This is a genomic window from Galbitalea sp. SE-J8, from assembly GCF_030345695.1.
Taxonomy (GTDB): domain Bacteria; phylum Actinomycetota; class Actinomycetes; order Actinomycetales; family Microbacteriaceae; genus JAUASV01.
Map to the genome: position 1 here is coordinate 27430 of NZ_JAUASV010000016.1, position 21984 is coordinate 49413.

At 71.7% G+C, this 21984-nt stretch carries 17 protein-coding genes; 15 read left to right on the top strand and 2 right to left on the bottom strand.

Annotation, left to right across the window (positions count from 1 at the left end):
* Window positions 1-19 precede the first annotated feature (19 nt).
* The 8 genes from QT381_RS10950 (at window position 20) to QT381_RS10985 (ending at window position 11863) form a co-directional block, all read left to right on the top strand.
* Window positions 20-3001 carry an alpha-mannosidase gene (locus QT381_RS10950; RefSeq protein ID WP_502877507.1) on the top strand — a complete coding sequence of 994 codons (2982 nt, stop codon included), beginning with the start codon at window positions 20-22 and terminating at the stop codon, window positions 2999-3001.
* 137 nt (window positions 3002-3138) lie between these two features.
* Window positions 3139-6285 carry a GH92 family glycosyl hydrolase gene (locus QT381_RS10955; RefSeq protein ID WP_289248980.1) on the top strand — a complete coding sequence of 1049 codons (3147 nt, stop codon included), beginning with the start codon at window positions 3139-3141 and terminating at the stop codon, window positions 6283-6285.
* A gap of 490 nt (window positions 6286-6775) precedes the next feature.
* Window positions 6776-7885: a glycoside hydrolase family 130 protein gene (locus QT381_RS10960; protein ID WP_289248981.1), complete on the top strand. Its 1110-nt coding sequence runs from the start codon at window positions 6776-6778 to the stop codon at window positions 7883-7885.
* On the top strand, window positions 7882-8904 hold the full coding sequence (locus tag QT381_RS10965; RefSeq protein ID WP_289248982.1) for a glycoside hydrolase family 130 protein: 1023 nt from the start codon (window positions 7882-7884) through the stop codon (window positions 8902-8904). Before QT381_RS10960 ends, QT381_RS10965 begins: the two co-directional genes overlap by 4 nt.
* A gap of 6 nt (window positions 8905-8910) precedes the next feature.
* A complete protein-coding gene (locus tag QT381_RS10970) occupies window positions 8911-9105 on the top strand; it encodes a hypothetical protein (RefSeq protein ID WP_289248983.1) in 195 nt (64 codons plus the stop codon).
* Window positions 9106-9107: 2 nt separating this feature from the next.
* The gene (locus tag QT381_RS10975) at window positions 9108-9365 is read left to right on the top strand and encodes an SGNH/GDSL hydrolase family protein (RefSeq protein ID WP_289248984.1); all 258 of its coding nucleotides are present in this window, start codon (window positions 9108-9110) and stop codon (window positions 9363-9365) included.
* Window positions 9366-9406: 41 nt separating this feature from the next.
* Window positions 9407-11104 (top strand): ABC transporter ATP-binding protein, encoded by a 1698-nt coding sequence (locus tag QT381_RS10980; protein ID WP_289248985.1) that lies wholly within the window; start codon window positions 9407-9409, stop codon window positions 11102-11104.
* Window positions 11105-11182: 78 nt separating this feature from the next.
* On the top strand, window positions 11183-11863 hold the full coding sequence (locus tag QT381_RS10985) for an HAD-IA family hydrolase (RefSeq protein WP_289248986.1): 681 nt from the start codon (window positions 11183-11185) through the stop codon (window positions 11861-11863).
* A 124-nt stretch (window positions 11864-11987) separates the two neighbouring features.
* On the opposite strand, the gene QT381_RS10990 is transcribed toward QT381_RS10985, so the two are convergent.
* Window positions 11988-13019, bottom strand: coding sequence for an LLM class flavin-dependent oxidoreductase (locus QT381_RS10990; RefSeq protein ID WP_289248987.1), 1032 nt, complete (start codon window positions 13017-13019; stop codon window positions 11988-11990).
* 114 nt (window positions 13020-13133) lie between these two features.
* Between QT381_RS10990 and QT381_RS10995 the strand changes: the two genes are divergently transcribed.
* From QT381_RS10995 to QT381_RS11005, 3 genes are all read left to right on the top strand, one after another.
* Entirely contained in the window at window positions 13134-13970 is an 837-nt protein-coding gene (locus tag QT381_RS10995; protein WP_289248988.1) for a carbon-nitrogen hydrolase family protein, read from the top strand.
* A 94-nt stretch (window positions 13971-14064) separates the two neighbouring features.
* Window positions 14065-14478: a response regulator gene (locus QT381_RS11000; RefSeq protein WP_289248989.1), complete on the top strand. Its 414-nt coding sequence runs from the start codon at window positions 14065-14067 to the stop codon at window positions 14476-14478.
* Window positions 14475-16202, top strand: a complete 1728-nt coding sequence (locus QT381_RS11005; protein WP_289248990.1) for an ATP-binding protein — start codon at window positions 14475-14477, stop codon at window positions 16200-16202. Before QT381_RS11000 ends, QT381_RS11005 begins: the two co-directional genes overlap by 4 nt.
* A 27-nt stretch (window positions 16203-16229) precedes the next feature.
* On the opposite strand, the gene QT381_RS11010 is transcribed toward QT381_RS11005, so the two are convergent.
* Window positions 16230-17453, bottom strand: a complete 1224-nt coding sequence (locus QT381_RS11010; protein WP_289248991.1) for an aminotransferase class I/II-fold pyridoxal phosphate-dependent enzyme — start codon at window positions 17451-17453, stop codon at window positions 16230-16232.
* Window positions 17454-17559: 106 nt separating this feature from the next.
* Here QT381_RS11010 and QT381_RS11015 point away from each other — a divergent pair, with 106 nt between their 5' ends.
* The 4 genes from QT381_RS11015 (at window position 17560) to QT381_RS11030 (ending at window position 21970) form a co-directional block, all read left to right on the top strand.
* The gene (locus QT381_RS11015) at window positions 17560-19074 is read left to right on the top strand and encodes a S1C family serine protease (RefSeq protein ID WP_289248992.1); all 1515 of its coding nucleotides are present in this window, start codon (window positions 17560-17562) and stop codon (window positions 19072-19074) included.
* A 129-nt stretch (window positions 19075-19203) separates the two neighbouring features.
* Window positions 19204-20244 carry a glycosyltransferase family 2 protein gene (locus tag QT381_RS11020; RefSeq protein ID WP_289248993.1) on the top strand — a complete coding sequence of 347 codons (1041 nt, stop codon included), beginning with the start codon at window positions 19204-19206 and terminating at the stop codon, window positions 20242-20244.
* Between the two features lie 5 nt (window positions 20245-20249).
* Complete coding sequence (locus tag QT381_RS11025; protein WP_289248994.1) at window positions 20250-21074, top strand: CDP-alcohol phosphatidyltransferase family protein; 825 nt, start codon at window positions 20250-20252, stop codon at window positions 21072-21074.
* Window positions 21071-21970: a glycosyltransferase family 2 protein gene (locus QT381_RS11030; protein ID WP_289248995.1), complete on the top strand. Its 900-nt coding sequence runs from the start codon at window positions 21071-21073 to the stop codon at window positions 21968-21970. The genes QT381_RS11025 and QT381_RS11030 overlap by 4 nt, the downstream gene beginning before the upstream one ends.
* Window positions 21971-21984: the final 14 nt, after the last annotated feature.

A 21984-nucleotide genomic window follows, 5' to 3' on the forward strand; every position in this document is an offset into this window, starting at 1 on the left:
ACTCGGCCGGGTGCGCCGCGTGCTGCGAGAGCGGATCCGTCCTGCGGTGTACAGCGCCGCGCACCCTCTATCGATCGCAAGCCACGGGGTGAACGGCGAGCCGATCGCCGTCGCGGACGGCATCTCGGCTCCGTATCGGGAGTTCGCGGTCGGAGACGCGTGGGGTCGCGCGTGGGGAACGACCTGGTTTCGGCTGACGGGCGTCGTGCCGCCGGAATTCGCCGGGCGTCACCTCGAGATCGTGTTCGACCTCGGATTCGACCGCAGCAAGCCGGGTTTTCAGGCCGAAGCACTCGTCTACCGCGGTGACGGCACCCCGGTGCGCTCGCTGCATCCGCTCGCCCAGTGGATACCCGTATCGCGCACGGCCGCGCGGGGAGAGCGGATCGAGTTCTTCGTCGAGGCGTCATCCAATCCGCTCATCCTCGATGACGACGACCCGTTCCGGGTGACGCTCGAGGGCGACTGGGCGACCTCGAACGAGGCGTTGCTCTACCGGGTGCAGCGGGCCGATCTGTGCGTGTTCGAGGAGGAGGTGTTCGACCTCGTGCACGACGTCGAGGTGCTGCTCGAGCTCGCTGAGCAACTTCCCGCGGAATCGACGCGACGCGCACGCGTCCTCGTCGGTCTCGGTCGCGCCCTCGACCGTCTCGACCTGACCGATATCGACGGCACGGCATCGGCTGCGCGCGAGACGCTTGCCCCCCTGCTCGCCGCTCCCGCGAGCCAGACCTCGCATCGCATTGCCGCGGTCGGCCACGCTCACATCGACTCCGCGTGGCTCTGGCCGCTGCGCGAGACGGTGCGCAAGGTCGCGAGGACGGCGAGCTCGATGGTCACGCTCATCGACGAGCACGACGAGTTCGTCTACGCGATGTCGAGCGCGCAGCAGTACGCGTGGCTCAAGCAGCATCGCCCCGAGGTGTTCGAACGCGTTCGCCAGGCCGTGGCCGGGGGACGATTCGTTCCGGTCGGCGGCATGTGGGTCGAAGCGGATGCCGTGCTGCCGAGCGGCGAGGCGCTCATCCGTCAATTCACCTACGGTCAGCGGTTCTTTCGGGACGAGTTCGGCATCGAGTGCCGTGGCGCGTGGCTGCCCGACAGCTTCGGCTACTCCGCGGCGCTGCCGCAGCTTCTCGTCGGCGCCGGCTTCGAATGGTTCCTCACCCAGAAGCTCTCGTGGAACGAGCGCAACCCGTTCCCGCACAGCACGTTCCTGTGGGAGGGCGTCGACGGGTCGCGCATCTTCACGCACTTCCCACCGGTCGACACCTACAGCTCTCAGCTGTCCGGCGCCGAGCTTGCGCTCGCGGCGCGGCAGTTCCGCGAGAAGGCCGTCGCGTCGTCGTCGCTCGCGCCGACCGGATGGGGTGACGGGGGCGGAGGCACGACGCGTGAGATGATCGCCCGCGCCCGGCGACTCGCCGACCTCGAGGGCAGCCCGCGGGTGTCGTGGGAGAAGCCGGACGCGTTCTTCGCCCGCGCGAAGGAGGAACTCCCCGAACCCCCCGTCTGGCGCGGCGAGCTGTACCTCGAACTGCACCGGGGCACGTACACCACCCAGCATGCGATGAAGCAAGGCAACCGACGCAGCGAAGTGCTCGCCGTCGAAGCCGAGCTGTGGAGTGCGGCTGCGGCGGTGCGCGTGGGGCATCCGTATCCGTACGACGCGCTGGATGCGATCTGGCGCGACATCCTGCTGCTGCAGTTCCACGACATCCTGCCGGGCTCGTCGATCGCCTGGGTGCACCGCGAAGCGCGCGACCGTTACGCGGATATCGCTACCCGGCTCGAGGACATCGTCGGCTCGGCGCTCGGGGCGCTCGGGGCCGAGCTCGACCCAGACGGCGACCTCTCGGTCAATGCCGCGCCGGTCGCTGCGGCGGGCGTGCGGTCCGGCGCGATCGATGCCGCCGCGCCGGCGCGGGTGTCGATCGAGTCCCGCGACGACGGCTCGATCCTGCTGACGAGCGGCAGCATCTCGGCGCAGATCGACGCCGACGGTCTCGTGGTGCACCTCATCGATCTCGCCTCTGGTCGTGACGCGATCCCGGCTGGCTCTCGAGGCAACCTGCTGCAGCTGCACCAGGACTTCCCCAACCTCTGGGACGCGTGGGACGTCGATCAGCACTACCGCGGGACGCGCCGCGACCTCGCTGAGGGAGCGAGCGTGCGCGTGGAGGGCACGGCTGTCGTCGTCGAGCGCTCGTTCGGCAATTCGAGCATCGAGCAGCGCATCTCGATCGGGCTCGACGGCGCTGCACTCGTGATCGACAACCGCATCGACTGGCGTGAGCGCGAGAAGTTCCTCAAGCTCGCGTTTCCGGTTGACGTCTTCGCCGACACCGCGCTCGCGGAGACCCAGTTCGGCTATCAGACCCGAGCGACGCACGAGAACACGTCGTGGGATGACGCGCGGTTCGAGACGCACGCGCAGCGCTGGTTCCTCGTGCAGGAGCCGGGGTTCGGAGTCGCGTTCGCGAACGATTCGACCTACGGTTTCGACGTCACCCGGGTCGAGCGCGACGGCCGGATCACTCAGGATGCGCGCTTCTCGCTGCTGCGGGCCCCGCGGTACCCCGACCCCGAGACGGACCAGGGCGTGCAGACGATGCGCGTCGCGATCGTGCCCGGAGCGGATGTCGCGGCAGCGACCGCGACCGGGCACCTGGTGAACGCTTCGCGGCGAACGGTACGCGGCACTGCGCTCGGGCCGCTCGTCGCGAGTTCCACGCCGGCAGTGCTGGTCAGCGCGGTGAAGCTCGCCGACGACCGCTCGGGCGACCTCATCGTGCGCGTATACGAGGCGCTCGGTGCCCGTGCGCACGCGACGCTCCAGGTCGCCGGCCGGTGGTCCGACGGGCATCGCGTCGACCTGCTCGAGCGGATCACCGGTGCCGTTCCGCTCACCCAGGCGGCGGATGCATCGAGCATCGCCGTCGACCTGCGACCGTTCGAGGTCGCGACCTTCCGCCTGCGGCGGGTGGACTCGGGCCGTTGACTGTGTCTGGGGCGGCGCCGCGATCCGGACCGTCGGTGGCGCACGCGGCCACTTCCCGCCCTGGCGCCGGGTTCGTTTCTCCCGCCGCCGCCTATGTGTTCGGCGCAGGCGGCGTCGAGGTGCCCGGTGATGTCGGCGTGGACCTCCGAGGACACCGCATCGGCCCGGAGGAGGAGCTGTGCTACGCCGTGCTTCCCGAATGGGATGCCGGTGCCGATGCCGTGGACGGGTTCGCTGCCGATGCCGTCGCGGTGGATCTCGTGTTCGCCAGCGGTGGTCGGCTGAGCGCGCGAGCGCCGGTCGACCAGTACGGGGTGGCGGTGAGCGCGCGCGCCCAGCACGAGGGCCGCACCCTGCACCCCGACCAGTGGAATCTCGTGCGCGTCGGGCTGGCCGCGGCCGTCGGGGAGGTCGTGGCGGGGGTCGACGTCCACCTGGAGGAGACGCGAGCTGGGGGTCGTCGCGGATTGCTGACCGGCTGGATCGACGTGCTCGGCATCCGGCCCATCCCTGTCGAGCCGGCTCGCCCGGTCGATCGGGCGCGGATCCGGCAGGGCTCGATGTCGGCCCCCGGCCTGTCGCGGGGCAACTGTGTACCGACCGTGGCTGTTCCGGGCGGCTTCGTCGGCGGCATCCCGGTCACCCGCGCCGATTCGCCAGGCTGGCCGTACTCGTGGCACGCGGACAACCGCGACGACAACCGGCCGGCGCTGCAGGCGTTCGCGACCTCGCACCTGCCGAGCCCGTGGATGCGCGACCGTGGTGTCTTCCAGGTCATGCCCGCATTCGCCAATGAGTCTGTTCCCAGCACTCCGGAGGCCCGTGCCCTCGGCTTCTCGCATGATGACGAGATCGCGCGGCCGCACGACTATCGCGTGCGATTGGACGGCGGCATCCTGGCCGAGATGACGGCCACCGACCACACCGTGCTGCTGCGGTTCACCTGGCCGCCCGGAACCGACGAGGGACTGCTCGTCTTCGATCAGATCGGCGGCCGCGGCGAGCTGCGGCTGCCCGAGCCGCGGCCGACATCATCCGATGCGGTCCTCACCGCGTATACCGACGACGGGGCCGAGGCGCAGGCCGACCGCGCGGCAGCGCCGCGCGCCTACCTCCACGCGCACGTCGATCGTCCGGTGGTGGCGTGCGGGAGCATCCGGCGCGGGCCGTTAGCGGCGACCGCGTCTTCGCCGGCCGGGTGGGTGAGGGTCGGGCTCGATGCCAGCCGCACGGTCACCCTGCGGCTGGCCACGAGCTTCATCGGCACCGACCAGGCGGGCCGGAACCTGGTGCTCGACCGTGCCGACGACGACTTCGAGGTCGTGCGCGAGCGCTCGGCGGATGCCTGGGACGAATGGATCGGGCGTGTGGAGCTCCCCGATGCCAGCCCCGAGCAGCGCGCGATGATGGCAACGGCACTGTATCGGGTGGGACTGTTCCCGTCCCGCGGTCACGAGAACCTGGGGACCGCGGAACACCCGGATCCGCACTACGCCAGTCCCTTCGACCCCGTCGCCGGGTCGGACGCCGAGCGCACCGGCGCGCGGGTACGCCGGGGCGAGCTGAGCGTCAACCACGGCTTCTGGGATGTCTACCGCACCGCGTGGCCGCTCTACGCGCTGCTCGATCCCGATCTCGCGGCGCGCCTGCTCGACGGGTTCGTCGAGCACTATCGCGCGAGCGGATGGACGAGCCGCTGGGCGGCGCCCGGCCCCATCGACTCCATGACGGGCACCTCGAACGACATCGTGCTCGCCCATGCCGTCGCGGCGGGCGTGCCCGTGCGTGTCGGTGCCGCGTCGGGACCGGAGGACCATCGCCTCGACCTGTGGTCGGCGTTCGACTCGGCGCTGCGGAACGCGACCGTCATCCCGCCCGTCGCCCGCGTCGGACGGAAGGGCATGGCGACCTCTCCCTACCGGGGCTGGGTGGACACCTCCGTGCCCGAGGGGCTCTCGTGGACGCTTGACGGTGCGATCAACGACCTCGCGGTCGCCCGGCTCGCCGACGAGTTGCGGATGCGCACGGCGAACGACCATCCCCGCTATGAGGAGCTCGACGCCGCGGTGGACTATTTCACCGCCCGCGCCACGTCGTACGCGACCGTTTTCGACGCGCGCACCGGGTTCTTCGTGGGCCGCGACAGCCGCGGACGGTTCCGCGCCGACCCGGAGCACTACGACCCGCGAGTCTGGGGGCACGACTACACCGAGACGAACGGCTGGGGCACCGCGTTCACCGTGCCGCACGACGGTGCGGGGCTCGCCGCGCTTCACGGTGGGCGGGAGGCACTCGGTCGCAAGCTCGACGAGTTCTTCGCGACGCCGGAGCGCGGCGACGTCACCATCAGCGGCTCGTATCCCGGCGTCATCCACGAGATGGTCGAGGCTCGCAACCTCCGGTCGGGGCAGTGGGCGCCATCGAATCAACCGGCCCACCACATCCCGTTCATGGCGTTGTTCGCCGGTCGCCCGGACCTCGCCCAGGACGCGGTGCGCACGGCCGTCGAGCGCATGTTCACGGGCGGTGAGATCGGTCAAGGGTGGCCGGGCGATGAGGACAACGGCGAGATGGCGGCGTGGTGGGTGTTCGCCGCACTCGGGTTGTATCCCCTCGTGCCGGGGAGCGCCGGCTACGTGCTGGTGGCGCCGTCGGTGCCGTGCGCCCGGATCAGGATGGGAGACGAGCGCTGGCTCACGATCAGGGCGCTCGGCCTCGATCGAGCCCACCGCTACGTGGAGTCGGTGCGCATCAACGGCGAACCGTGGCACAGCACGTTCGTGCCGCACGATCTCATCGCCCGGGGTGCGACCATCGACGTCGTGCTCTCCGAGCGGCCGACCGCGTGGGGGAGTGCGGTCGACAGCGAGCCCCCTTCTCTCACGGCGCCTGGGCAGCTCCCGACGGTGCTGCACGATCTGACCTCAGACGCCGTGGTGCGCGTCTCACCGGGCGTCGTCGGCGACGCGGTCGGAGTGGTCGACGACGAAGCGTGCGAGCCCGGCCTCGTGCTCGAGGCGGGTGCGTGGATCGAGGTGTCTCTCGCGGCCGGGGCCGCCCCCCACTGCTTTACCCTCGCGAGCGCCATTGCCGGCCGACATCGCTTTCGACTGGAGCGTCGCTCCGGCGAGCGCTGGGAAAGCGTGCTGCGTTCGGATGCCGTATTCCTGTGGGACGCACAATTGCGTCCCTTTGCGCTCACCCCTGTCCGCGCCCGCCGATGGCGCCTGATCGCGGAGTCGCGCTTCGTCGTGCAGCAGATAGAGCTGCTCGTCAGTCGGTGAGGGTCTGGCGTCGACGCACGCTCCATGGTTGACGCGGGAACCGAGACGTCCTAGGCTCTTAATGCCGAAACGTTTCGGCCTTTCGGGAGATGTTCAATGAAGAAGATCCACGTCGTTGTCGCAAACGCCGCAACGCTCGCCCTTTCCGCGGCCGCGTTCTGCGGACTGCCCGCGCCTCAGTCGGCACGTGCCGACGCGGTGACGGCGGCGCGGGCGAGTCGCGGGTGAGCCGTTGCTTGCGAGAGGGGCCCGCGCGCGTGATAAGTTCAACCTGGCCGAAACGTTTTGTTTCACACGACAGGGTGTGGAACTGCCAACGCGTGACAAGTGCCGCCCATCGCCAGAACGAACCGAAAACGCTCGCTCCGCCTCAGCCGCCTTCAGCGCTTGTGACGCGTGTCCGCCGGTGGCCGCGCTCGTCGGAGCCGCATCATCGATCCCCTCCTCGCCAAGCATGACGGGCTGACCGAGTTCCCCACAGAAAGACACCATGACCTTCACCGAACGATCTACGGCCATCCCTTACGCGCTGGAGCGGGTGGGCGAGGTGATGGCGCCCGAGCCCGGCAACCCCCTGGAAGCCGAGGGTGTGCTCAATCCCGCCGCCGCGTGGTCGCCCGAGGGCGATCTCATCCTGTTCCCGCGTCTGGTCTCGGCGGGCAATTTCTCACGGGTGGGGCGCGCACGCGTGGTGACGACCGACGGCGTGCCGACGGGGGTCGAGCGCGAGGGCGTGGTGCTCGAGCCGGCCCGGGCGTGGGAGCACGGCACGGAGCACGGCGGCACGGAGGACCCGCGGATCACGGCGATCCCGTCGCTCGGCGTGCACGTCATGACCTATGTCGCCTTCGGCCCGATGGGTCCGCGCCCGGCGCTCGCGATCTCCCGCGACCTGACGGAGTGGACCCGTCTCGGCCCCGTGCTGTTCGATTACGACGATGCGCTCGACACCGATCTGAACCTGTTCCCCAACAAGGACGTCGTGTTCTTCCCCGAGGTCGTGCCGGCGCCGGATGGCACGCCGAGCTATGCGGCCCTGCACCGTCCGATGTGGGAGCTCGGCTTCAGCCGCCCCGACGAGGTCTCCACGGCCCCCGCAGTAGCCCCTGACGATCGACCGAGCATCTGGATCTCGTACATCCCGGCCGCCGAGGTCGAGGCGGACATCGCCCGGCTCGTGCGGTTCGGCTCGCACCGGTTCGTCGCCGGACCCGCGCACGACTGGGAGGCGATCAAGATCGGCGCCGGCCCAGCACCGATCCGAGTGCCCGAAGGGTGGCTCCTGCTGCACCACGGCGTGTCGGGCGAGATCTCGGGCGGCAGCTTCGAGCCGCAGTCGAACGTGCGCTACTGCGCCGGCGCCATGTTGCTCGACGAGCGCGACCCGAGCCGACTGCTCGCGCGCACGCCGCATCCGCTGCTGAGCCCGGAGACGGATGCCGAGGTCGACGGCATCGTCGCGAACGTCGTCTTCCCCACGGCCATCGAGGTCATCGACGGGGAGACCTACGTCTTCTACGGCATGGCCGACAGTCGCATCGGCGTGGCCCGCCTCATCCGGGTCGACACCGGGGCCCGCACGCCGGGCGACGCGTCATGACGGATGCCGAACGCGCCCTGGCGGACGCGAAAGCGACGGAGAACCCGCACACGGACGTGCTCTCGGAGCAGACCTTCCTCGACCAGGACGTCGAGCAGCCCGGGTGGGCGCCCGGGCCATTTCGCGTCGACCCCGAGCTCACCTTCGAGCTCGACGCGCAGTGGCGCGACCCGGCCGGTGTCGGCTGGTCGAGCGAGTCGCTCATCAACCCGTCGGTGATCGAGGTCGGGGGGTTCCTGCACGTCTTCTACCGGGCCTCCCCGCGCAAGGAGTCGCTCTCCTCGCGCATCGGCCACGCCGTGCTCACCGACGAGGGCTGGCGCGACGACGCCGCCAACCCGGTCGTGTGGCCGACGCTGCCCGGCGAGGAGCTCGGCGTCGAGGACCCCAAGGTCTACCGCAGGCCCGAGGGGTTCGCACTGTTCTACAACGCGGTCTTCGCGACGACAGAAGCGCAGCGGTCGCGGCATCCGTCTCCCGGCTATCCGGTGGGTGACATCGGGTGCGACATGAGCGTCGCCACCTCGACCGACCTCGTCACCTGGACCAAGCACGGGCCGATCACGCGGCACGAGGAGAGCCGGCTGTGGGCGAAGGGCGCCGTGATCCCGCGCGCCGCCGACGGCTCGGCCGTCGCGATCGACGGCCAGTACCTCATGTACGTGTCGGAGGGATTCGACGGCGTGCTGCACGTGGGCCGGTCGACCGACCTCGTGTCGTGGGAGTTCGAGCCGATCGACTACCTGGGCGACATCGGCGGTCACCTGCACGAGATCGCGACGGCGACCGTCATCGACGACCGCATCGTGCTCGACTACTTTCTCAGCGACGAGAGCGGATGGGCGGCCGCGCGCACCGAATACGCCGTGTCCGACCCCTTCACGCCGGTGCGCCGCGCGCCCGGCGGAACCCTCGCGTGGGGCGGACTCATCCGCTGGCGCGATCGCTGGCTGTTCAGCCAGGGATGGGACGCCGCCCCCGGACGCCGGCAGCTGCTGTTCTACCGATCCGAGCACTGACGAACCATGACACTCACCATGACCGCGCTGTTCACCGGCGACAGCATCACCGACGCGTGCAGACGCACCGACCCGAGCGGATTCCTCGGAGCGGGCTACGTGCGCCGCGTCGCGGAGATGTCCGCGGCGTCGGAGTCGAGGCGAACCACACGACGCTGCTCGAGCGTGTTCGCGCGGAGCTCGAGCTGCGGCAGCTCGTGATCATGGAGCCGTTCCTCGTGCCGGTGCTGCCCGAGCAGGAGTCGTGGTTCGCGGACGACCTCGCCGCCAAGTTCGTCGTCGCGCGCGAGCTCGCCGCGCGATTCGACGCCATCCACATCCCGCTGCACGACCTGTTCACCGAGCGCGCCGCTGCCGAGGGGGCGGCCAGCGTCATCGACGACAGCGCGCACCCCAGCGCGGGCGGGCACGAGCTCATCGCGCAGACGTGGTGGTCCGTCGTCGCGCCCGCGCTGACGTGACCGAGGTCGACGGGGAGCGGCCGTTCCGCAGCATTGTGAGGATGCTGCGGCCGTTCCGCGGACGTCTCGTGGTGGCGCTCGCTGCGTTCGTCGTGAAGGACAGCCCGCTGTGGCTCATGCCCGTCATCACCGCGGGGATCGTCGACATCGTCGTCGCGCGCGGGCCCCTGCCTCGCCTCGGGATGCTGGCCATCGCGGCGGTCGTGCTGCTCGTGGTCAACGTGCCCACGAGCGTCGTGTTCGTGCGGCTCTACAACGGCGCGAGCCGTCAGCTCGGGTCGAATCTGCGCAACAGCCTCGCGCAGCGCATGCAGAGCCTCTCGATCGGATTCCACTCGAGGTCGAGCGCGGCCGTGATGCAGTCGAAGGTCGTCCGCGACGTCGAGAACATCGAGCTCATGCTGCAGCAGACAGGGCCGAGCGCCCTCTCCGCCATCCTCGTGATGGGCGGCGCGCTGGTGATGACCGCGATCAGCGCCCCCGCGTTCCTCGTCGTCTACCTCGTCACGGTGCCGATCGCGGCCACCCTCACGCTCGTGATGCGCAGGCGCTCGGCGCGCCGCAACGAGGCGCTCCGCCTCGAGATGGAGCGACTCTCGTCGAACGTCGGCGAGATGGCGAGCCTCATCCCGGTGTCACGCGCGCACGGACTCGAGCGGATGGCCACCACTCGCGTGTCGGCGAGCGCCGAGCACGTGCGCGCCGCCGGCATGGACCTCGACGCGCTCAACAGCCGGTTCGGCGCGTCCACCTGGGTCGCCTTCCAAGTGCTGGGGGTCGGATGCCTCGTGCTCGCCGCTCTCGCGTCGATCCTCGGCTGGCTGCCGATCAGTGCGGGCCAGGTCGTGCTCCTGAGCGGGTACTTCGCGCTCCTGACGGGCGCGCTCACGCAGTTCATCGCGCTCCTGCCGATGGTCACACGCGGCGGCGAGTCGGTGCGGTCGATCGCCGAGGTGCTGCAGGAGCCGGATGTCGAGCGCAACGAGGGCAAGGCGCGCGTCGACGCGGTGCGGGGCGGCATCCGCCTCGACGACGTGCACTTCCGCTTTCCGGGATCGACGTCGTCGGCGCTCGGCCACCTCGACCTCGACATCCCGGCCGGGGAGACCGTGGCGTTCGTGGGTCACTCGGGCTCGGGCAAGTCCACGCTGCTCAATCTCGTGCTCGGCTTCCTGCGCCCGACCTCGGGCCGGGTGCTGCTCGACGGGGTCGACATGGAGACGCTCGATCTGCGGACCGTGCGGCAATTCGTCTCCGTGGTGCCCCAGGAGTCGGTGCTGTTCGAAGGCTCCATCCGTGAGAACGTCACGTACGGGCTCGAGCACGTGTCCGACGCGCGCGTCCGGCTGGCCCTCGAGCAGGCCCACGCCCTCGACGTCGTCGACACCCTGCCCGACGGATGGGACACGGTCGTCGGTCCCCGCGGCGCCCGACTCTCCGGGGGCCAGCGCCAGCGCCTCGCGATCGCGCGCGCGCTCGTGCGCGACCCGCGCATCCTGCTCCTCGACGAGGCGACGAGCGCCCTCGATGCCGAGTCGGAGCAGCAGGTCAAGGCCGCGCTCGCGACGCTCATGCACGACAGGACGACGCTCGTGGTGGCCCACCGGCTGTCGACGATCCGGGCGGCCGACAGGATCGTCGTGCTCGATGCGGGCCGAATCATCGAGAAGGGCACGCACGAGAGCCTGCTCGCCGCGGGCGGCGCTTACGCGCGGCTGCACACGCTCCAGTCCGCGTAGGCAGCCGCGCCCGCGATAGGTTGGAGCGCGGCGTGCCGCGCCACACACCGCACGTTCGCGAGCACCTCGGGAGCCCCCATGACGACCCTGTCCGCCCGCGCCCTGCTCTTCGACATGGACGGCACGCTCATCGACTCGACGGCCGCCGTCGAGCGCATCTGGGGCGTCTTCGCGGACCGGTTCGGCCTCGACGTGGCCGACATCCTCGCGACCAGCCACGGCGTGCGCATGGTCGAGACGGTGCGGCAGCACGCTCCCGAGGGCACGGATGCCGAGGCCGTCACGCGCGAGCTCGGCGCGATCGAGCGCGAGGACCGCGAGGGCATCGTGCCGCTGCCCGGCGCCGTGGACTTCCTCGCGGGGCTGCCGCGCGCATCCGTGGCCCTCGTGACGAGCGCGACGCGCGACCTCGCGGAGATCCGGATGGCGGCGTGCGGTCTCCCGCTGCCGGACGCGGTGGTCACGGCCGACCTCGTCGAGCGCGGCAAGCCCGCGCCCGACCCGTACCTCGCCGCCGCCGAGCTGCTCGGCGTCGAGCCGGCAGACGCGATCGTTCTCGAGGACGCCGAGGCGGGCATCCGCTCGGGCCTCGCGGCCGGTGCGCGCGTCATCGTGGTCGGCGGGCTCGACGCGGCCGTGACGGCGGGGCTGCCGCGCATCCGCGACTACCGCGACATCGCGGCCGAGGTCGCCGCCGACGGCAGCGTCACTCTGACCCTCCATGAGGCGGTCGAGGGGCGCCGCGAGCGCGGCGAGTGACGTGTCCCGGGACCACCGCTCGCGGACGGCACCGTGCTGGTTTCGAGACGCCGGCTCGCTGCGCTCGCGGGCTCCTCGACCAGCGGGGTGGTTGCGCTCGCGGGCTCCTCGACCGACCGGCGGCTCAGTCCTCAGCGAGGAGCTCGCGCACGCGCGGCACCACGGCGGTGCCGTAGAGCTCGATCGTCTCGAGCAGCGCCGTGTGGGGCAGCGTGCCCGCCGAGTACTTGAGATCGAAGCGCGAGAGGCCGAGGGCGCGCACGACCCCGGCGATCTTCTGCGCGACCGTCTCGGGGCTGCCCACGACGAGCGCGCCCTCGTCGACATCGTGCTCGAACGCCTCGCGCGTGAGGGGCGGCCAGCCGCGCTCCCGGCCGATCGTGGCGACCATGCCGCTGTAGTGCTCGAAGTACCGATCGCGCGCGAGCGCGTCCGTCGCGGCGACGTGCCCGGGCGAGTGCACGCCCACGGGGAGATCGGGCGCGCCGAACTGCGCGAGCGCGCGGTGGTAGAGGTCGACGTAGGGGGCGAAGTGCGCGTGGGCGCCGCCGATGATCGCGAGCATGAGGGGCATCCGGTGGCGGGCCGCGCGCACGACCGACTCCGGGCTCCCGCCCACGCCCACCCAGGTGCGGATGGCGCCGGAGTGCGAGCTCGGGTACACGCGCTGCTCGCTGAGCGCGGCGCGCGTGGCACCCCGCCAGGTGACCGGTCCCTCCGTCAGCAGCTCGGCGAAGAGCTCGATGCGCTCCTCGAAGAGCCGTTCGTAGTCCTGCAGGTCGAGCCCGAACAGCGGGAACGACTCGGTGAACGATCCGCGGCCGATGATGACCTCGGCGCGTCCCGACGAGATGCCGTCGAGCTCGCTGAACCGCTGGAAGACGCGCACGGGGTCGTCCGACGACAGCACGGTGACCGCCGAGCCGAGGCGGATGCGCTCGGTGCGCGCCGCGATCGCCGCGAGCACGACCTCCGGGGAGCTCACGGCGAAGTCCGCCCGGTGGTGCTCGCCGAGCCCGAAGAAGTCGAGACCCGCGCGGTCGGCGGCGACACCCTCCTCGACGACGTCGCGGAGCACCTGCGCGTGCGGCGTGCGCTCCCCGGTCCCGTCGATGGTCACGTCGCCGAACGTGTCGATGCCGAACTCGACGGCCATGGGTCCTCCTCGGTCCTCGCACCCGTTCCATGCGGATGCATCGACTGCGAAACCGGGCGTCACCCGAGGCTATTCCCGGCCCGGTCGGGCGCACCGTCGCCCTAGGCTGAACGGATGACGCCCCCGCCCGCCGCGCTCGCCGTCGCGCAGTTCGCACCCGGCGCCGACGCGGACGCGAACCTCGCCGCCATCGCCGGGCTCGTCGCCACCGCGGTCGCCCGCGGCGCGAGCCTCGTCGTGCTGCCCGAGTACTCGTCGTTCTTCGTGCCGAGCCTCGGCCCCGACTTCGTCGCCGGCGGTCAGAGCCTCGACGGAGCCTTCGTCGCGGCCCTCGCCGCCCTCGCCCGCGAGCACGGCATCCACCTGGTCGCGGGGCTCGTCGAGGCGCGGCCCGATCGGGCCGACGGGTCGGCCGTGGGCAAGGTGTCGAACACGCTCGTCGCGATCGACCCGACCGGCGCGATCGTCGCGACCTACCGCAAGCTGCACCTCTACGACGCGTTCGGCGATCGCGAGTCCGACTGGGTCGTGCCGGGGGAGGTCGCCGAGCCCGAGACGTTCGCGTGGGCGGGTCTCACCGTCGGCCTGCAGACCTGCTACGACATCCGCTTCCCCGAGGTCACGCGGCGCATCGTCGACGCGGGCGCCGACGTCGTGCTGCTGCCCGCGGAGTGGGTGCGCGGACCGCTCAAGGAGCACCACTGGCGCACCCTCGTCACGGCCCGCGCCATCGAGAACACGATCTACGTCGCCGCGGCCGACCACGCGCCGCCCGTCGGGGCGGGCAACAGCATGGTGGTCGATCCGATGGGGGTGGAGGTCGTCGCGATCGGCGAGCAGACGGATGTCGCGGTCGCCTGGATCGCCGCGGATCGCATCGCGAGCACGCGCGAGCGCAACCCGGCGCTGGGGTACAGAAGGTTCGCGATCGTGCCCAGGCCCGCGCCCTGACCCTCCCGGACGGGGTACATCCGGCCCTCGAACGAGCGTCACGCGCGCCGGGCCGACTGGATAGGCTGAGCACGAGTCTCAGGAGGTGCGGCACGTGGCCGATCACGAGCGCGCGCCCGTTCGCGTGGTCGTCGCGGATGACGACGCGGACATCCGCATGCTCGTCGCGATCGCGGTGCGCCGCGCCGGCGTCGAGCTCGTGGGGGAGGCGGCCGACGGGGAGTCGGCGCTCGCCGCCATCCGCGAGCACCGCCCCGATTTCGCCATCCTCGACGTCTCGATGCCCGGGCGCACCGGGCTCGACGTCGTGCGCGACGTGCGCGCGGACCCGGCGCTCGGCGGCATCCGTCTCATGCTGCTCAGCGCGGGCGTGACCGACGCGGCGATCGACGCGGGCATCGCGGCCGGCGCGGACGACTACCTGACCAAGCCGTTCAGCCCCAAGGAGCTCGCCGCACGCATCTCGGCAGCGCTCGATGCGTGGGCGGCCGGCGCGGACGCCCCGTGAGTCTGCTGTCCCGCCTCGACGTGTTCTCGCGCCTGGCGACCACGTCGCCGATCGTCAAGCAGACGCCGATCGTGGCCTTCTTCGCCGTCGCGTTCGGTCTGACGGCGTTCGTGCCCGACCTCGCGCCCGCGACCTGGTCGATCGTGTGGGCCGGCGTGCTGGGGATCGTGCTGTCGACCGTGCTCGCGGTGGTGTGCACGGTGAGCGCGTCCCTCTCGCACCTCGCGATCCTCGTGCCGTGCATCGACTTCCTCGCGCTCGGCATCTACCGCTTCGGCATCGGGGAGAGCGCGAGCCTGTTCAGCGCGATCATCGTGCTGCCCGTGGTGTGGCTCGCGAGCGAGGAGGGGCGCGCGTACATCCTGCTCGCGGCGCTCGGCACCTCGGTCGCGCTCATGATCCCGAACATCATCGAGGGACGCCTGCCCGCGACCCCGTCGGAGTGGCTGCGCGGCATCTTCACGCCACTCGTGTTCGCCGCGGCGGCGGCGATCGTGAACCAGATCGCGAACCAGTCCCGGCAGCAGCTCGCGAGCATCCAGAGCCTCGCCGAGGAGCGCGAGATCATGCTGCGCGGCGCGGTCGACTACACCGATCGGCTGCGCGAGAACGAGGAGGCACTGCGGGCCGCCGACCGGCTCACCCGCAGCGTGCTCGACGCCGTGACCGAGCAGTCGGTGATCGGCTCCGACGTCACCGGCCTCATCGACGTGTGGAACCCCGGAGCCGAGCGGATGCTGGGGCTCACCGCCCGCGAGACGCAGGGCAAGCGCTACGTGCACGAGTTCCACGTCGAGGCCGAGCTGCTGCAGCGCTCCAAGGAGCTCAACTACCCGCCCGGGGAGACCGTGCTCAACCCGGGGTTCAGCGCGCTCGTCGAGTCGGCCAGGCTCGGCAAGCCCGAGGTGCGCAACTGGACCTACGTGCGCGCCGACGGCTCCACGATCTCCGTCGAGGTCGCGGTCACGCGTCGCGTCGACGAGACGGGCGCGACGACCGGCTACCTCTACGTCGCGACGGACATCACGCAGGCGCTCGAGGTCTCGCGCCTCAAGGACGAGTTCGTCGGTCTCATCTCGCACGAGCTGCGCACGCCGCTGTCGTCGATCCTCGGCTACCTCGAGCTGATGCGCGACGACGACGAGAACCCGATCTCCGAGGAGCAACTGCAGTACCTCGGGGTCGCCGAGCGCAACGCCCACCGACTGCTGCGGCTCGTCGGCGACCTGCTGTTCACCGCCCAGGTGGGTTCGAGCTCGTTCACGCTCGAGACTCACGAGGTCGACGTGGCGCCGATCGTCGTCGCCTCCGTCGAGTCGGCGCGCCTAGGAGCGTCGGCCGCGGGCGTCGAGCTGAGCGTCGCGGTGACCGGCGACTCGCTGCTGCCGGGCGACGCGCAGCGCCTCGGCCAGGCCTGCGACAACCTCATCTCGAACGCGATCAAGTTCACGCCCCGCGGCGGCCGCGTGGCCGTCACGGTCGAGGGCACCGCGGACCGCGTGGTGATCCGCGTCTCGGACAGCGGCATGGGCATCCCGGAGGCGGAGCTCGACCAGCTGTTCGCCCGCTTCTTCCGCGCCTCGACCGCGACGCGCAACGCCGTGCCCGGCGTGGGGCTCGGCCTCTCGATCACGAAGGCGATCGTCGTCGCCCACGCGGGCGAGCTCGACGTCGAGTCCGAGGTGGGCGTCGGCACGACGTTCATCATGCGACTGCCCCGCTAGAGCGCCCGAGCGCTCAGGCCGCCGGCCTCACCGGGACAGCGCCGCGAGCCGCGCCGCCGCCTCGTCGAGCGTGCCGAGGCGCTTGCAGAATGCGAACCGGATGAGGGATCGGTAGCCCGCGCGGTTCGGCTCCGACACGAGCGCGGTCACGGGCACGCCGACGACCCCGGCGCGGTGCGGAAGCTCGCGCGCGAAGGCGTGAGCGTCCTCGGCGCCGAGCGGGGCGGCATCCGCGATCACGAAGTACCCGGCGGCGGGCGCCGCGACCTCGAAGCCCGCCGCGCGCAGCCCGGCCGTGAGCACGTCGCGCTTGTGGGCGAGGGCCGCGGCGATCCCGGCGAAGAACGCGTCGGGCAGGTCGAGTCCCGCGGCGATCGCCGGCTGGAACGGCGCGGCGTTCACGAAGGTCAGGAACTGCTTGACGGCGAGGATCGCGTCGACGAGGGGCGCGGGCGCGGTGATCCAGCCCACCTTCCAGCCCGTCGTGCTGAAGGTCTTGCCGCCGCTCGAGATGCTCACGGTGCGCTCGAACGCGCCGGGCAGCGTCGCGACCGGCACGTGACGCGAGCCCGGGAAGACCAGGTGCTCGTAGACCTCGTCGGTCAGGATGATCGCGTCGTGGCGGGTCGCGAGCTCGACGATCTCGGTGAGCGCCTCGACACCGAGCACGGTGCCCGTCGGGTTGTGCGGGGAGTTCACGATGATCACGCGCGTGCGGTCGCTCACCGCGGCGCGCAGCGCGTCGAGGTCGAGGGCGAAGTCCGGCCAGCGCACCGGCACGGTGACGAGCCGGGCGCCCGCGAGGTCGGTGATCGCGCCGTACTCGTCGTAGAACGGCTCCGCGACGACCACCTCGTCCCCCGGCTCGAGCAGCGCGAGCAGGGTCGCCGAGATCGCCTCCGTCGCGCCGGCCGTGACGAGCACCTCGCGCTCCGGATCGACGCGGATGCCGTAGAACCGCTCCTGGTGCCGCGCGATCGCCTCGCGCAGCACGGGCGCGCCCCTCCCGGGCGGGTACTGGTTGATCCCGGCGTCGATGGCGTTCTTGGCGGCCGCCAGCACCTCGGCGGGACCGTCCTCGTCGGGGAAGCCCTGCCCGAGGTTGACCGCGCCGGTCTCCGCGGCGAGCGCGCTCATCTCGGCGAACACGGTGGGTGCGGGGCGGCCGTCGACGAGCAGCATCGCGCCTCGGGCGGCGCGGATCCACGCGCCGCCGACGGCGTTCTGCTGCTCGGGCTCTGCGATGCTCATCGCGTCCACGCTAGACCGCGCAGGTCGCCAGCGCGTGTGCAGCGGCGTCATAAACAACGTTCAGGTTGGGGCACCATGCTGATGACCGCTGGAAGGAGCACCACCCATGCCCGAGACCCCGGATACCCCGTCCGGCGAGACGCCGTCCGAGACGCCCGCACCCGAGGCCACCGCAGCCGCCCCGGCCGTGTCCGGACCGCCGCCCGTGCCGACGACGCCGCCGCAGTCCTGGTCGGCTCCGACCACTCCGGTCGCGTCCACCGCGCCCGCACCCGCGGGCCACGCCGCGCCGTACGGCGCCGTGCCCGGCGCGAGCTTCCAGGTTCCGCCCGCCCAGCACCTGCCGCCGCACCTGCAGGTGCCGCCCACGATCCCCGCTCCCGGCGCGCACGGTGCCGCCGCATCCGTGCCGCGTCGTCGTCGTCCGCTCGTCGGAGCGGTCGCCGCGCTCGCCGTCGGCGCCATCATCGGCGGTGCCGCCGGTGCCGGAGTCACGCTGCTCGTCACGCCCAGGAACACGTCGAGCACGACCGCCGCGGCCAGCCCGACGACGATCACCGTCAACGATCCGGGCGACGCGACCGTCGTGACCGCGGTCGCCGCGAAGGCGTCGCCCTCCGTCGTGACCATCTCCGTGAGCGCGACGAGCGAGGCCGGCACCGGATCGGGCGTCATCCTCAGCCAGGACGGCTACATCCTCACCAACACCCACGTCGTGACGCTCGACGGCGCGACCGCGGGCGCGGCCATCAAGGTCACCCTCAACGACGGTCGCATCTTCACCGGCAAGCTCATCGGCACGGACCCGATCTCCGACCTCGCCGTCGTCAAGATCGACACCACGGGACTCGCCCCCGCGACCTTCGGCGACTCGTCGAAGCTCAACGTGGGCGACCGCGCCATCGCGATCGGCGCGCCGCTCGGCCTCTCCGGCACGGTCACCGACGGCATCGTGAGCGCGCTCAACCGCAGCATCACCGTCGCCTCGTCGGCGGCGCCCGACACCTCGAGCGGCCAGGACGACCAGGACCAGAACGGCGACGGCGGCCCGTTCGACCTGTGGGGCTTCCAGTTCCCCGACCAGAACGGGCAGACGCAGGCGCCGACCTCGTCGAGCTCGTCGATCTCGCTCGCAGTCATCCAGACGGATGCCGCGATCAACCCCGGCAACTCCGGCGGTGCTCTGCTCGACTCGAACGGCGACGTGATCGGCATCAACGTGGCCATCGCATCCGCGAGCAACTCGAGCTCGACGGGCGGTCAGTCCGGGTCCATCGGCGTCGGCTTCGCGATCCCCGCCTCGCTCGCCCAGCGCGTCGCGAAGGAGATCATCGCCGACGGCACCGCGAGCCACGGCCTGCTCGGCGCGACCGTCGGCGGCAGCGACTCGGATGTCGCGGGCGCCGTGATCCAGCAGGTCACCTCCGGCAGCGCGGCCGACAAGGCCGGGCTGAAGTCGGGCGACATCGTCACGTCGTTCAACGGGGTGCCGATCGCCGACTCGACCGACCTGACCGCCCAGGTGCGAGCGCTCGCCGCCGGCTCCACGGCCCAGCTGGTCTACCAGCGCAACGGCTCGAGCTCGACGGTGACGGTCACGCTCGGCGAGCTCAAGCCGTGACGGCCGGGCGATAGGACACCGCCCCATCGAGGGGGCGGAACCGACACGGGCGCGGGAGGAATGGATGGGCCTCCCGCGCCCGTTCTCTGCGGGTAGGGTCGATTCGTCCCGCGATCGCCCGAGGAGCCCATGGCCGACAACGACGCCCCGCCCGGGGCCGAGCCGGTCGGCGTGTCCTACGTGATGCCGGTGCTCAACGAGGTCGAGCACATCGAGGCGGCGATCGAGAGCCTGCTCGCGCAGGACCACCCGGGTGCGTTCGAGGTCATCCTCGCTCTCGGCCCGAGCGTCGACGGAACCGACGAGGTCGTCGCAGCGATGGCGCGCGAGGAGCCCCGCATCATCCGGGTCGACAACGACGCGGGGTCGACCCCGGGCGGATTGAACGCCGCCATCCGCGCCTCGCGCTACCCGTTCGTGATCCGCGTCGATGCCCACTCGGTGCTCCCGCCGCACTACGCGCGGGTCGCCGTCGCCGCGCTCGAGCGCAGTGGTGCGGCGAACGTCGGCGGCGTCATGAAGGCCGAGGGCATCTCGCCCTTCGAGCGCGCCGTCGCCCACGCCTACCGTGCGCCCGAGGGCCTCGGCGGCACGCCCCACCACGTCGGGGGGGCGGAGGGGCCGGCGGACACCGCGTACCTCGGAGTGTTCCGGCGCGACGCCCTCGAGGCGGTCGGGCTGTTCGACGAGGACATCAAGCGCGGCCAGGACTGGGAGCTCAACAAGCGCCTGCGCGAGGCGGGCTTCACGGTCTGGTTCACGCCGGAGCTCGAGGTGGTCTACCGGCCCCGCTCGAGCCTGCGCACCCTGGTGCGGCAGTTCGTCGCGACCGGCATCTGGCGCGGCGAGCTCGCGCGCCGGTTCTGGGCGGCCAACGGCATCCGTTATTTCATCCCGCCGCTCGCGGTGCTCGCGACGCTGCTCGGGCTCGTGCTCGGGACCGTCGGGATCGCGACCGGCGTGCCCGCGCTCGCCGCGACGCTCGTAGTTCCCGGGCTGTACGCGGCGTTCGTCATCGTGGCCGGAGTGCGCGCGACGGCGGCCGAGGGTGCGCGAACGGGCCTCTGGTATCTCGTAGTGTTGCCGTGCATCCACTTCGGATGGGGCACGGGCTTCCTGCTGGGATTCCTGCAGCTCACGAGGAACATCACGCAGCACACGGGACGGTGACGCGCATGACGGTCGCCGATCGAGCGGACCGACCGGAGCGCCCGGCTCGCCCGACGATCGCGCAGCTGCGCGAGGTCACCCAGCCGCCCGAGGTGCGTCTGCGCGCCAACGCCGAGCACTGGACCGCGTCGCTCTACCTGCGCGACCTGTCGCCCTACCTGACCTCGGTGTTCCTGCGGCTGGGGATGCGGGCGAACGGCGTCACGGGCGTCATGATCCTCGTCGGCTGGTCGACGGCGGCCGCGCTGCTCATCCCGGGCATCGCGGGGCCGGTCGTCGCCCTCGTGCTCGGACAGCTGCAGATGCTCGTGGACTGCTGCGACGGCGAGGTGGCGCGCTGGCGCGACGAGCGCAGCCCGGCGGGGGTGTTCCTCGACAAGGTCGGGCACTACTCGACCGAGGCGCTCATCCCGGTCGCCCTCGGCATCCGTGCCGCCGGCTGGCCGTTCGACGCGCCCGAGGACTTCGCCTGGACCACCGCGGGCCTCGCGCTCGCCCTCGTCATCGTGCTCAACAAGGCGCTCAACGACATGGTGCACGTCGCGCGCGCGAACGCCGGCCTCGAACGGCTCGCCGACCGCAAGGAGGAGGCCGTGCCCACGTCGAGCCGGCTGGCCCGCGTCCGCGCGATCGCCCGGTTCGTGCCGTTCCACCGGCTCTACCACTCGGTCGAGCTCACGATCATCGCGTTCCTGGCCGCGCTCGTCGGCATCGTCGCCGGCCAGGTCGCCGTGGATCGCGTGCTCGTGCTCGTGCTGCTGCCGCTCGCCGTGATCGCGCTCGGCGGGCACTTCGTGGCGATCATGGCATCGAAGCGCGTGCGCGCGTGAGAGCACGTCCCCGGGTCGGGGTCGTCGTGCTCACGCAGGGCACGCGTCCCGACGACCTCGCGCGCGGCCTCGCGTCGGTCGCTGCCCAGCGCGAGGTCGACACGGATGTCGTGGTCGTCGGCAACGGATGGTCGCCCGCCGGCGTGCCGGCATCCGTGCGCACCCTCGCGCTGCCCGAGAACGTCGGCATTCCCGCCGGGCGCAACCGCGGGGCCGAGGCGCTCGCGGCCGGCGACCACGGGTGGCTGCTGTTCCTCGACGACGACGCGTCGCTCGCGGGGGAGACGTTCCTCGCCGACGCCATCGCGCTCGTCGAGCGCGACCCGCGCATCGGCCTCGTGCAGCCGCGCGTCGTCGACCCGGCGCTCGCGGCCGGCCCCGGCGCGGCGAGCCCGCGCCGCTGGGTGCCGCGCATCCGCAAGGGGGACCCGGCCGCATCCGGTGCCGTGTTCAGCGTCTGGGAGGGCGCCGTCGTGCTCCCGCGCGCCGTCTTCGAGCGGGCCGGCGGCTGGGGCGAGCCGTACTGGTACGCGCACGAGGGCATCGAGCTCGCCTGGCGCGTCTGGGCCGCCGGGGGCATCGCCTGGTACGCGGGCGGGCTCGTCGCGCACCACCCGGCGATCTCGCCGACCCGCCACGCCGAGTACTACCGGCTCAACGCGCGCAACCGGGTGTGGCTCGCGAAGCGCAACCTGCCGTGGCCGCTCGTGCCGGTCTACGTCGCGAGCTGGACGGGCGTGCAGCTCGTGCGCGGCATCCGCTCGCGCGGAGCGGGGCTGGGACCCTGGTTCGCGGGCTGGCTCGAGGGCTGGCGCCGGGACCCGGGCGGACGCCGAAGCATCGGATGGGTAACGGTACGGCGGATGACCGCGGCCGGCCGACCGCCCTTGATCTAATGGAAGAACCGGAC

Coding starts and splice junctions, on each gene's coding strand:
- QT381_RS11020 (WP_289248993.1), top strand. CDS start 19,204: ATGGCCGACAACGACGCCCCGCCCGGGGCCGAGCCGGTCGGCGTGTCC.
- QT381_RS11015 (WP_289248992.1), top strand. CDS start 17,560: ATGCCCGAGACCCCGGATACCCCGTCCGGCGAGACGCCGTCCGAGACG.
- QT381_RS10985 (WP_289248986.1), top strand. CDS start 11,183: ATGACGACCCTGTCCGCCCGCGCCCTGCTCTTCGACATGGACGGCACG.
- QT381_RS10980 (WP_289248985.1), top strand. CDS start 9,407: ATGCTGCGGCCGTTCCGCGGACGTCTCGTGGTGGCGCTCGCTGCGTTC.
- QT381_RS10975 (WP_289248984.1), top strand. CDS start 9,108: ATGGAGCCGTTCCTCGTGCCGGTGCTGCCCGAGCAGGAGTCGTGGTTC.
- QT381_RS10960 (WP_289248981.1), top strand. CDS start 6,776: ATGACCTTCACCGAACGATCTACGGCCATCCCTTACGCGCTGGAGCGG.
- QT381_RS10995 (WP_289248988.1), top strand. CDS start 13,134: ATGACGCCCCCGCCCGCCGCGCTCGCCGTCGCGCAGTTCGCACCCGGC.
- QT381_RS10970 (WP_289248983.1), top strand. CDS start 8,911: ATGACACTCACCATGACCGCGCTGTTCACCGGCGACAGCATCACCGAC.
- QT381_RS11025 (WP_289248994.1), top strand. CDS start 20,250: ATGACGGTCGCCGATCGAGCGGACCGACCGGAGCGCCCGGCTCGCCCG.
- QT381_RS11010 (WP_289248991.1), bottom strand. CDS start 17,453: ATGAGCATCGCAGAGCCCGAGCAGCAGAACGCCGTCGGCGGCGCGTGG.
- QT381_RS10965 (WP_289248982.1), top strand. CDS start 7,882: ATGACGGATGCCGAACGCGCCCTGGCGGACGCGAAAGCGACGGAGAAC.
- QT381_RS10990 (WP_289248987.1), bottom strand. CDS start 13,019: ATGGCCGTCGAGTTCGGCATCGACACGTTCGGCGACGTGACCATCGAC.